At 42.7% G+C, this 10,917-nt stretch carries 16 protein-coding genes and 2 pseudogenes; 11 read left to right on the top strand and 7 right to left on the bottom strand.

Going from position 1 to position 10,917, the window contains the following annotated elements:
* Positions 1–85 (top strand): IS3 family transposase (locus ICN37_RS07470; RefSeq protein WP_216156231.1); only part of this gene is annotated, 85 nt, incomplete at its 5' end.
* A 91-nt stretch (positions 86–176) separates the two neighbouring features.
* Positions 177–575, top strand: coding sequence for a DUF1398 family protein (locus ICN37_RS07465; protein ID WP_215321204.1), 399 nt, complete (start codon positions 177–179; stop codon positions 573–575).
* 147 nt (positions 576–722) lie between these two features.
* On the opposite strand, the pseudogene ICN37_RS07460 reads toward ICN37_RS07465, so the two are convergent.
* Positions 723–1,780 (bottom strand): annotated as a pseudogene (locus ICN37_RS07460) (carbohydrate porin).
* A gap of 500 nt (positions 1,781–2,280) precedes the next feature.
* On the opposite strand from ICN37_RS07460, the gene ICN37_RS07455 reads away from it, so the two are divergent.
* A complete protein-coding gene (locus ICN37_RS07455) occupies positions 2,281–2,646 on the top strand; it encodes a hypothetical protein (protein WP_216156225.1) in 366 nt (121 codons plus the stop codon).
* Positions 2,647–2,707: 61 nt separating this feature from the next.
* Positions 2,708–3,217 carry a hypothetical protein gene (locus ICN37_RS07450; RefSeq protein ID WP_216156223.1) on the top strand — a complete coding sequence of 170 codons (510 nt, stop codon included), beginning with the start codon at positions 2,708–2,710 and terminating at the stop codon, positions 3,215–3,217.
* Between the two features lie 181 nt (positions 3,218–3,398).
* On the opposite strand, the gene ICN37_RS07445 is transcribed toward ICN37_RS07450, so the two are convergent.
* The 5 genes from ICN37_RS07445 to ICN37_RS07425 form a co-directional block, all read right to left on the bottom strand.
* The gene (locus tag ICN37_RS07445; RefSeq protein WP_072582001.1) at positions 3,399–3,746 is read right to left on the bottom strand and encodes a DUF3024 domain-containing protein; all 348 of its coding nucleotides are present in this window, start codon (positions 3,744–3,746) and stop codon (positions 3,399–3,401) included.
* A 103-nt stretch (positions 3,747–3,849) separates the two neighbouring features.
* Positions 3,850–4,161: a helix-turn-helix domain-containing protein gene (locus ICN37_RS07440; RefSeq protein WP_370623372.1), complete on the bottom strand. Its 312-nt coding sequence runs from the start codon at positions 4,159–4,161 to the stop codon at positions 3,850–3,852.
* Positions 4,158–4,481 carry a type II toxin-antitoxin system RelE/ParE family toxin gene (locus ICN37_RS07435; protein WP_072582000.1) on the bottom strand — a complete coding sequence of 108 codons (324 nt, stop codon included), beginning with the start codon at positions 4,479–4,481 and terminating at the stop codon, positions 4,158–4,160. Before ICN37_RS07435 ends, ICN37_RS07440 begins: the two co-directional genes overlap by 4 nt.
* Positions 4,482–4,822: 341 nt before the next feature.
* Positions 4,823–5,677, bottom strand: a complete 855-nt coding sequence (locus ICN37_RS07430; protein ID WP_216156220.1) for a DUF6671 family protein — start codon at positions 5,675–5,677, stop codon at positions 4,823–4,825.
* A gap of 15 nt (positions 5,678–5,692) precedes the next feature.
* Positions 5,693–6,652: a sodium-dependent bicarbonate transport family permease gene (locus tag ICN37_RS07425; protein WP_216156217.1), complete on the bottom strand. Its 960-nt coding sequence runs from the start codon at positions 6,650–6,652 to the stop codon at positions 5,693–5,695.
* A gap of 83 nt (positions 6,653–6,735) precedes the next feature.
* Here ICN37_RS07425 and ICN37_RS07420 point away from each other — a divergent pair, with 83 nt between their 5' ends.
* The 7 genes from ICN37_RS07420 (at position 6,736) to ICN37_RS07395 (ending at position 10,707) form a co-directional block, all read left to right on the top strand.
* On the top strand, positions 6,736–7,632 hold the full coding sequence (locus ICN37_RS07420; protein WP_216156214.1) for a LysR family transcriptional regulator: 897 nt from the start codon (positions 6,736–6,738) through the stop codon (positions 7,630–7,632).
* Between the two features lie 144 nt (positions 7,633–7,776).
* Positions 7,777–8,013, top strand: a complete 237-nt coding sequence (locus tag ICN37_RS11690; RefSeq protein ID WP_370623825.1) for a BrnT family toxin — start codon at positions 7,777–7,779, stop codon at positions 8,011–8,013.
* The gene (locus ICN37_RS11580) at positions 7,976–8,071 is read left to right on the top strand and encodes a hypothetical protein (protein ID WP_370623824.1); all 96 of its coding nucleotides are present in this window, start codon (positions 7,976–7,978) and stop codon (positions 8,069–8,071) included. The genes ICN37_RS11690 and ICN37_RS11580 overlap by 38 nt, the downstream gene beginning before the upstream one ends.
* 11 nt (positions 8,072–8,082) lie before the next feature.
* Complete coding sequence (locus ICN37_RS07410) at positions 8,083–8,292, top strand: BrnA antitoxin family protein (protein ID WP_215292926.1); 210 nt, start codon at positions 8,083–8,085, stop codon at positions 8,290–8,292.
* Positions 8,293–8,625: 333 nt separating this feature from the next.
* The gene (locus tag ICN37_RS07405) at positions 8,626–9,846 is read left to right on the top strand and encodes a molybdopterin-dependent oxidoreductase (RefSeq protein WP_216156211.1); all 1,221 of its coding nucleotides are present in this window, start codon (positions 8,626–8,628) and stop codon (positions 9,844–9,846) included.
* A 10-nt stretch (positions 9,847–9,856) separates the two neighbouring features.
* Positions 9,857–10,168 (top strand): cytochrome c, class I, encoded by a 312-nt coding sequence (locus tag ICN37_RS07400; RefSeq protein ID WP_215290234.1) that lies wholly within the window; start codon positions 9,857–9,859, stop codon positions 10,166–10,168.
* Positions 10,169–10,317: 149 nt separating this feature from the next.
* A complete protein-coding gene (locus tag ICN37_RS07395; protein ID WP_216156208.1) occupies positions 10,318–10,707 on the top strand; it encodes a tautomerase family protein in 390 nt (129 codons plus the stop codon).
* 88 nt (positions 10,708–10,795) lie between these two features.
* Here the strand turns inward: ICN37_RS07395 and ICN37_RS11575 are convergent.
* Positions 10,796–10,917, bottom strand: a pseudogene (locus tag ICN37_RS11575) (IS30 family transposase); the annotation flags it as partial.

Genomic DNA, 10,917 nt, shown 5'->3' with positions numbered 1-10,917 from the left:
CTACTACAACCATGATCGAATCAAACAAAAACTAAAGGGATTAAGTCCGGTGCAATACCGAGCTCAATCCCTTCTGGTAACCTAACTAAACTGTCCAACTTTTGGGGGTCAGTTCATTCGGGTGGTTTTTTCATTTGTGAGGCGAGATAATTCAAGCTATCAATTTAAGGTTGCTTATGAATCCGAATACAAAAGAAGTTATTGAAAAATGCGCTCGTGAATCTCATGCTGGCTTGTTAACGTTCCCAGAGGCATTGGGCCGCTTAATTGAGGTTGGCGTTGAGTCCTACTTCGCTGACTATCGGAATCAATCTACGACTTATTATTTGTCAGGCAATGGGGCATTTACTATTCCCATGGTAATACCTTCAATTGAGATTCCAAGTTCATTTAATAAAGAAGATGTTGTTTCAGCCATTCGTGGTGCTCAAAGTGATGCGGTTAGATACCCTGAGTTTATTAAGCTAACGATGTCTGCCGGCTGTATTGGATACATCGTTTGGATAGCTGGAAAGTATGTCAACTATTTCGGGCGGCAAGGTGAGGTTCATATCGAGCACTTTCCGCAAGGATGAGAACTCCTACGCCCTAATCGATTCCGCCCCGGGCCACCAAGAAATACCAAAACCACCCTCGGGTGGTTTTTTATTTGTATAGGCTGGGTGGGCTTAGACGCCATTAGAGCCAGATACCCCCATCATGAACTGTCCTTTAAAACGACATTACATTTCTATGTGTGCTCTTAAGCCAAAGAAATTAACTGGACCACGAGCTGAGTTGTAGGCGGGATTAGCAATCCGTTGATAGTCGGCAGATATGAACAGCTCCTTATATACCTTTGCGCTATAAAAAGTTTCCAATATTTGTTCTTTCTTATAGCTAAGTGCGCCATCACCAATAAATGCCGCCATACCGCCTTGTTGAAGGTAGGCAATCTGCGAGAAGAGATTCCATTGACCGCATAACCTATGCCTACCGTATCTTTGGGGCGCGACCAACTAGAGCCTTTGATGCTCACACCGCCCGATAGTGATCTACTGATGTCTACAGTCTGCGCTTCGGTTGTGCCTGGATTCCAGCTCCAGCGACCAAAGACTCCAACATCATCATTGATGGCCTGCTCAATATTGAAGCCATAGCCCCATGAGCTCTGCGCCCCCCTGCGTACGCCAGTTACATCAGGAGTGCCACCAGTCTGCTGAGCCTGATTAATCGCATTTTGGTAGTTGCCCATATAGGCATGTTGTTGGTAATACAGGGCCCTTACTGCGCCAGGCTTACCCCATAGCTCATGTTCATGAGTTAATTCAATTTGATTGCCGTAGTCTTGGCTCATGCTGTAGTCAAGCTGGGCGGTATTCGGAATAGTTGGCATCGCTAATCTTGCCGCCTTCAAAATCCAGTCGTCTTGATACCACTCTGCTACAACACCATAGGTATAGCCTTTGCTATCAGCCGCATATCCATAGGCGCCCATAGAGAAAAGAGCAAAGTTCTGAAACTGTGTACGAGGATCGTGACTATAACTATTTTGATCAAAGAAATCTAATGTTGCGAACTTACCGTAGGTCACCACGATTCTATTTTTATCGAGATTGCCCGCAAGCTGATTAGGCCCACCATCAATATGCTCTTTGCCGCCGCCTAAGCCAAAGGTTTGACGAATAAACGCACGAGCGGTGTAGTAAATAGGTGGGGCATATGAGCCTTTTTGTAGCTCGCCATTCTGAAATCCACCTAGACCAACAAGCTGTCCATTAAAAGGCGTTCCCTCGAACATCTCTGGGTTCCAATAAACTTCAGCGCCTTCCCAAAGTCTTGCCCCTAAGAACGCTGTAGCACTTAATGTGTAGCTCTTGCCACCACCGCCTTCAGATTTGTTGAGAAGGCTGTTTTGTCCATAGTAAGGCGACTTGAAATTATTTTTCTGTTGAACGATATAAGTGGATTGCCCATGAATGCTCCACTGCTCAGTTTCGCCCTCTACAGAAACTGAGCTATCAACCTTAGGTGAGTCACTTACGGGCGATTCAGCCAAAACAGTGGGCATGTCACTAACTGGCGCCTCTGCTCTTACAGTACAAGATAGAGCCCCCAAATAAAGGGAACTAATTAGACCTATAAAGGCTGTGCGGTTTGTATTAAATGAGAAAAACATCAGAGATGCCAAATATGCTTAATGAGAATTGTTCTCATCTTAGCATACAATTGAGAATGACTCTCAATTGGAAAAATACCCATTAGATGTGGCTTAAACGCCAAATACCTTAGAATCAGCCAATGCGTTTGGTTTCTATTGCTACCTTCATCTTTATATTCAATACAGCTTTTATGCCTACATTGGGGGCGGCTCATGAGCAATCACATCAGACTCAGGAGGGCGTAGTCCAAATTACTTGGAATGATGATCAATCTAGTAATGGCTTATTTCAAATAGTTCACGATGATCATCATGATCAAGCAGGCTCCAGTAACCCAGACCATCATGATGACGACCATCAGTGCCATCACATTTCAGTAGTTGGTATGGTGGGATCCAGTAATACTTCAGTAGCTCGGGATCTCAAAAGCTATAACGCTATTGAGCCACTTTTAACCCTGGAATTTTTCCCAACCAGAATCGAGTATCCGCCCAGAAACGCTTAAACAAATAGCCCTGAACTCAATCTCTTGCGATTGAGCATTCCACATTTGTTTAAGGTTATATGTGAAAGCAATAAGACTTGCTTTGTTTGCTTTAGCTTTTGCTTCAAGCATTCATAGCTCAGCAGTAAGTGCGGAAGAGTCTATTGATGACCGTACACTGATTTTGTTGGTAGGTCCCGCAATGGAGAAAAATACAGTAGATGGTTCAAAAGCCTATGGCACTTCATTGGCTGTTGAATTTACGGCGATTGAACATCAATTAGAAATTGAGATGGAAACGCAGTATCTGAGTACATCCAATCCAAAAGAGCTCGGCGCCCAAATCATCTTTAAAAAACCATTTGAGTTGGCATCCGATATTGAGCTTGGCGTAGGCTTAGGGCCTGCTATCTGGAGGAAAACAAGCTCCCCCAGTAGTGGCCTTCAATCAGGAGTTGCCTTCGTCGCAGATTTTATGTTTTGGACAACAAAGAAAGTCGGGTGGTATCTAAGTCCTAGTTATACCTACGGCATGAGTGGTGGTGCCGAGAGGGTAATCGGGCTTTCAGTGGGATTATTGTTTTCAATGTAAGGATTGGATCAGTCATCCTAGGCCCTGGTCGATTCCGCCCCGGGCCACCAAGAATTCAAAAAGAGAGCTTCTAGCTCTCTTTTTTCATTTGAAAGTTAGCATCGACACTATAAATCTTGTTTTTTATTCTGGAGTAGCTAATAGTCAAGGCAATGCAACTAGGGTGACTAACCCAAGCTTGTTATCCAAAGAAACAGCCATATTGATCGGCATCAATAACTTGTAGTGCCTCATTGAGATCTTTTGAGATTGGATTTGGCTCATAGGCTTGCCATTTTCCGCTGGCTCGCATCCAATAAATATGCCACAGAGCCTCAGACTGTATATACCGAAATTTTACAAACGGTCGTCGAGTTAACTCTCCTGGTTTTCCACGCCACAAAGGGCGAACTTCAAAAACACTTACAGTCTGGCCATCGATTTCGTAATCGTAATCAAGATCTTTTTTGATTTCAAGTGGAGCCAGAAGCAGACACCACTGCCCGACCAAATAGTCAATATCCCCTAGCTGTTCAATGCTAAATGCCATATCTGATTAGTTGTCCCAGAAAGTAAAACTGATCAATCAATTTTATTTCAAACATAGCTATTATGAATTATGGGTGAAATGATTACAGTGGATATAGACGTCCTCAGACTAAATGAAGCTCAACTCTCTTGCCCAAGGCCGCCGCATACTTTCTTAGGGTAGTTAGGCTTGGGGAATGTTTGCCGGTAGCCAGAGAGCTTTCTAATCTAGCAATAGCTGGGGTTTGTGTTCCCATCTTTTTTGCCACTTGAGCTTGCGTTAATCCAGCCTCTTTCCTTGCCGTAAGAATCTCATCAAGAATAGCAAATTCAGTGCGATCAAGTTCTTTGACTGCGGCTTTTACAGCTGGCTTTTTAAGCATTTTGCTTATCATTTGTTTATGGGTAAGCATTTTTGTTTTCTTCTGTGTTGTCATTTTTTCCACTCCTTCATACGTGCTTTCGCAATCTTTAATTCTTTCTCAGGCGTCTTTTGAGTCTTCTTAATAAAGCTATGGAGCATCACTATTTCTTTCTCCACCATCGTACAAAAGAAAACTCGGGCGATACCTTCAGCCCCTTTAAGTCTTAATTCAAATAAGCCGCCGCCAAATGAGTCCGTATGAGGCAAGCCTAAATTCGGCCCATGCTCAATCATTCGAGTGGTCAATCCAATATAGCGAGCTTGAAGCGTGTCGGGAAGATTCATAATGTCTTCTTGAACCTGCTCGCTGTAATAAAGGATGGAATAGCTCATCCGTGTATGTTAACAAATTTGTTAACATTGAGCAAGAGTAAATTGTCTTTTAAAGCAACAGTCTAGAGGCGGAATTAAACATCCTCGGCCCTGGTTGATTCCGCCCCGGGCCACCAAGATTCACAATAGCCCACTTGTTGGGCTATTTTTATTAGAAGTCCTCAATGGCGCCTCTACCTTGCTATTAGCGTAGTCGGTCACTTTCCATAGAGTCAATCCGTCAATCAGGATGCCACCACTCTGTCTCTAGATTGGGATATCAGGGTCATCAATGTCCTTTAAAAGGACAAGTCAATTATTCATCTTTGTGTTGGCAATGTCGTTTTAAACGACAAATATATTTAGGGATTACAGTAATCGCACTTTGATGGATCCGCCTTGATTTGATCCAGCAACATTTCTTCTTTTTTGTACGCACACTTTACGCATGACCATACATTAGCTATTGGCAGATTTGTTGGCGCTTCACAGCAAGAGCATGGTAAGCCCTTCTTTCTTTCTGTGATCCAGAAGCCAGGCGACTCACACTCTGGGCATACAGAATTCATCTTTCTTGAGAGATCTTGTGTAGCCTTCAATATGTTAGACATACGCGTGGGATTGGTATGTGCTCTTAAATCATTCTCTACAAATACATTTCCCTTTTTTGAAAGGTTAATTGCCCAATCGAACGCTTCTTTCAAAGACTCAAGATCTTTGATTCCTTTACGACACTCTGGGTGATATTCATCATCAGGTCGAACGACTAATTGATGGGTAGTAAATTGTGCCTCTGAAAGAAGCGCATTTAATTCACCCCAACTTGATACTTGCCGGCTGGTACTTTGAGCTTGCCCGCCAAAAAAACCAATAACTTCAAGTTTGCGTATGTCATCTATTAAAACTACTAACTCGTAATTCCAAGGAAGCATGCCCGTATAGGGATCATTATCAAAAGCACCTTCGCTGGCAATGCCAAGCATAGAACCTGATAATTCCATTCCAACCCTAGCCTTTTTTCTGGCGGCATCTAGTTGGGAGCCATATCTTGGAATATCTCTAGTAAAGGTACCTAGTTCGTCTGTGTCATACCCAGAGATATGGACAACTTCTAAGCCATTAGAGTCAAGGAGTTGTGGACAAATGACCGACTCTTTGCCATGTTGAGTTAGCAAACTCGCCTTGAGTCCAGAATAGGGTTTTGGATGAATTGGCATTTTATTTTGATGTTTTTAAACAAAATATTTGGCTACTGCGCTATAGATTGGAATGCCTAAGATAATATTTAAAGGGAAGGTGATGCCAAGGGACATGCCCATATACAAGGCTGGACTTACCTCGGGCATTGCATGGCGCAATACTGCTGGAACCGCAATATAAGAAGCGCTTGCCGCCAAAATCATCAAAAGGATCGTATCTCCCAGAGAGATATGAAATATATGGCATAAACCCAAGGCAATCATCGCATGGGTAGGCGGCGCGATGAAGGCATAAGCTAAAGTCACCGAAGGCTTACCTTTGAGTTCCCCTAAACTCTTAGCGGCAAGCAACCCCATATCGAGCAAGAAGAATGCTAATAAACCCTTAAATAAATCAATCGAAAAGGGCGCCATGACTTTGTGACCCGAATCACCTGAAATGAGCCCTACTAATAAGGCTCCTAATAAGAGTAGTTGCCCACCATCAGTAAATGATTCGTGAAGTATCTTGCTCAATGAAGTGTGGCCACTGGCATTGCCTGAGCGTTGTTGACGAATTCTGTTGGCAAGAATGATGGCGATGATGATGGCGGGTGACTCCATGAGGGCCATTGCCGCGGCCATGTGTCCGCCATAACTAATACCGCTTTGATCTAAGACCTGTGTAGTAGTAATAAAAGTAACCGCACTAATAGATCCGTAAGTAGCGGCAATCGCGGCGGCATCCAGTTTATCTAGTTTGTATTTAAGAAAGTTGTAGCCCAATAGCGGAATGGCTATTGCTAAAGTGATCGCCAGACCAAGACTAATAGCAATCTCAGGAGTAAAGCCTGATTTGTTTAAAGCAAATCCACCTTTTAATCCCAGAGCCATCAGTAGATATAGCGAAAGAAATCGAGAAATGGGCTGTGGAATTTCTAAATTGGATTTCACTAGGCCCGCAAAGATGCCGAAGATGAAAAAGAGGATGGTGGGATCTAGCAAGATATTCATAAATTGTCCTTTGGGGCGATCTTAGGGAAATTTATATGTAAAGTAAAATCGATATTAATACGTTTATATATAGGTAAATGCTGATGAATATTACTTTTAGGCAGTTAAGACTATTTCTAGCGCTGGCTGAGACTGGAAGCGTGAGTACGGCGGCGCGGATGGTTCATGTCACCCAACCAACGGCCTCTATGGGCTTAAAAGAAATTACGGATGCTGTTGGAGTGCCTCTCTACGAAGTGGTAGCCAGGAAAGTACATTTAACGCAAATGGGTCATGAGTTGGCTAAGACGGCTCGTGCGATTTCTGGGGAGTGGGATTCTTTCGAACAGCAAGTTAATAGCGTCAAAGGGTTAACACGAGGAAAGTTAAAAGTAGCAGTGGTAAGTACTGCTAAATATTTCATTCCCAGAATATTGGGAACTTTTTGCGCGAAGTATCCTCAAATCGATATTTCTCTAGAGGTGCTCAATCGTGATGGTGTAGTGAAAAGATTGGAAGAAAACTTGGATGATCTTTACATCATGTCCCAGCCACCACTTCATGTTGATATAGAGGACGAAGTGTTTATGCCCAACCCTTTGTTATTAGTTGCCCCAAAAGATCATGCTTTTGCCAAAAAAAAGAATATTGATATTAGTGCGCTCAAGAGTGAAAAGTTTATTTTTAGAGAAAAGGGCTCTGGCACAAGAATGGCAACGGATGCTCACTTCAAAAGACTGAAGTACAGACCTAATGTTAGGTTAGAGCTTGGAAGTAACGAAGCAATTAAGCAGGCAGTTATAGGTGGTCTCGGTATCGCAGTTCTATCCAAGTATTCTCTTGGTGATAAGACTGACCAAGAAGAGGTTGCCATACTGAAATGTAAAGAATTTCCTATTGAATCAAGCTGGCACCTTGTGAGCCCCAAAGGCAAAAAGTTATCTCCAATAGCCACAATCTTTAAGAAGCATCTATCTCAACAGGCTAAAAGTTGGAAATAGGATCGGCATCCTAGGCCCCGGTCGATTCCGCCCCGGGCCACCAAGAAATACCAAAACCACCTTCGGATGGTTTTTTCATTTGGTCTTTCGGAAAGGTTGCGTGATTCAGGATTTTTAACCCTGGTTGCTTATCCCAGCTGATGTATGTACAATGTACATATGACTTCGTTACGATTTGAATGGGAACCTAGAAAAGCTTCAGCCAATCTGAAGAAACACGGTATTTCATTTGAAGAGGCGAAATCTGTGTTTTATGATGAAAGTGCTAAGTTAATTTTCCGACCCCGATCATTCGGAGGACGAAGACAGATTTATCTTGCTGGGAGTAAGCCATTCTCTTCGTGTGATTTTGGTTTGCCATTGTTATCGAAGCGAGGGTAATGTCATTCGTATTATTTCGGCTCGTAAGGCAACCCCTAAAGAGTCAAAATCTTATTAAAGGTGATGAAGATGCGTAAAGAATATGATTTCTCAAAAGCTCGTAAAAATCCATATGCTTCTATGCTCAAGAAGCCCATTACCATTAGATTGGATGAGGATTCAGTGAGCTACTTCAAATCTATATCAGAAGAGGTGGGCATTCCTTATCAAAGCCTCATTAATCTCTATTTAAGAGATTGCGCCCTTTCGCATAAGAAATTGAACCTTAGCTGGAAGTAGTCTAGAACTAGGATGAGAGTCTCCAGAGGCCCCAGTCGATTCACCCCGGGCCACTAAGAATCTCAATAGCCTACTTGTTGGGCTATTTTCTTTTAAGGCTTGCCAAGGTTAGGCGCCATTGGTCTCGGATATTGCATGCAAGAACTGTCCTTCAAAAGGGCAAACTAATTTGACTGCCCTGCGTCGATTTAAGCATATAGCTTATTAATGGCGGTTGCTCGCAATATCATTTAAAACGACATTTTTAATGCTCGATGAGGGTAATCACCAACGCATGCCTCTTTAAAAGTAGCTATTCTTACCTGAACCAAAAATACTATGGAGGAGACATCCATGAATTCAGAGAACTTTACCAATAGACGGAAAGTCATTAAAGCCACATTGGCTGGTGGGGCCAGTTCATTATTGCCATCTTGGGCAATGGGCGCAGAGAAAACAAATTTACCTATGGCCTATGGTGAGCGCGAACTCATGGCGTTTCCTGAAAAGAAGCCCATGATTGTGCTGACCTCTAGGCCCCCACAATTAGAAACACCATTTCAGTATTACGACAATCATGTCATTACGCCAAATGATGAATTCTTTGTACGCTATCACATGGCCGGCATTCCAACATCCATTGACCCTAATACTTATCGACTAAAAGTTGGGGGCAATGTAGAAAAGCCTTTAGAGATTTCTCTGGAGTCGTTAAAGAAAAACTTTCCATCGCAACGCATTGTTGCTGTTAATCAATGCTCTGGTAATAGTCGTGGCTTATTTGAGCCTAGAGTGAATGGTGGTCAACTCGGTAATGGTGCGATGGGTAATGCCGCTTGGGTTGGCGTTGCCTTAAAAGATATTTTGAAGGCGGCCAATCCCGGTGGCGGAGCTAAACAAGTAACTTTCAATGGCTTGGATCAGCCAATTCTCCCAAGCGATTCAGATTTTGTAAAAGGCCTAGATATTGATCACGCCATGGACGGCAATGTGATGGTTGCCTATCAAATGAATGGCACAGATATTCCTTTCTTAAACGGCTATCCAATCAAGTTAATTGTTCCCGGCTACTACGGAACATATTGGGTTAAGCACCTTAGTGAAATTAAAGTGGTTGATGATGTATACAACGGCTATTGGATGAATCCTGCTTATCGCATTCCTGATAATGACTGTAACTGTGTTGCGCCTGGAACCGTACCTTCAAAAACGATTCCTATTAATCAGTTTACGATTCGCTCATTCATTACGAACTTCACAGACAGTAGCGTTGTCGCTATTGGTAATCCGGTTCAAGCCCGAGGCATTGCCTTTGATGCGGGCTATGGAATAAAGAAAGTTTTGTTCTCGCAGGACAATGGACAAAATTGGACAGAGGCGAGATTGGGTCAAGACCTTGGACGTTTCTCATTTAGAGAGTGGCGCATTGAATTTACGCCAAAACATAAAGGGATATTGGACTTAAGGGTCAGAGCATTTAATCATGCTGGCCAAGTTCAGCCCATGACTGCAAGCTGGATGCCTGCAGGCTATATGCGAAATATTGTTGAGACTGTAAAAGTCACAGCGGTTTAAGGAGAAGAATATGAAAAAAACTATCCTCCTTCTATCTGCTCTTGCTTTGGCACAAATGGCACAAGCTAAAACGATTGAGTTACCAGCTGATACTGTTTTATGGCGACCATCAGATTTGCCTGGCTATCAGCTGACTTTACAGAAATGTTCTACCTGCCACTCTGCCCACTATGCAGAATATCAACCGCCCAATACAGGAGTTGGCTATTGGAATGCTCAAGTTTTAAGGATGAAAAATGTATTTAAGGCGCCCATTACTGATGAGGAGGTTCCAGTCATAGTCGACTACCTTAATAAAACTTATGGGGCAAACAGGAAATAGAATTAAACATCCTCGGCCCTGGTTGATTCCGTGCCGGTCCTCCAAGAAACACCAAAACCACCCGAGGGTGGTTTTTATTTAGCAATCTCTCAAGCTTCTGCGCAATTAATTGCATCTGTTTAAGATAGATGAATCTAAGGAGAATAGTGATGCCATTAGTCAGAATTGATTTAAGTAAAAAACACCCTGAGAGTTTTGCTCAGCAAGTCGGGGACATTATCTATAACGTGATGCGCGAGCAAATCAACGTTCCTGAAGACGATAAGTTTCAGGTTATTACTAGACACGACGCATCAGAATTAAATATTCCAAAAAGCTATTTAGGAATTGAATATTCAGAGGGCATCATTTTTATTCAAGCGACCATAAGTTTTGGTAGGTCCATAGAGGCAAAGAAGAAACTATATAAAGCCATTTGTGAGGCCTTGGTGCAACAGCTTCAAGTCAGGCCTCAAGATATTTTTATTAACTTGCTTGAGGTAAGCAAAGAAAATTGGTCATTTGGCAATGGCGAAATGCAATATGCAGACAAGGATTAGGCATCCTGGCCCCAGTCGATAGGGTTATTGCCCATTTAAGCTTGGTGACTAAAAGAACAAACTGGCTTTAGTTTTTATAGTCGTAGATTCAAACACGAAGTGCAACACGGTTTAAGGACTGCATAAATACTTCATTGGGGGTTTTAAACCCTAATCGTTTTCTAGGTCGGTTGTTTAAACGGTCTTGGATCATTCTAAGCTCCTTATCGG

This window comes from Polynucleobacter sp. P1-05-14, assembly GCF_018881675.1.
Taxonomy (GTDB): Bacteria; Pseudomonadota; Gammaproteobacteria; order Burkholderiales; family Burkholderiaceae; genus Polynucleobacter.
The sequence above is the reverse complement of the archived record's forward strand: the minus strand, read 5'-3'. Positions and strand labels throughout refer to the sequence as shown.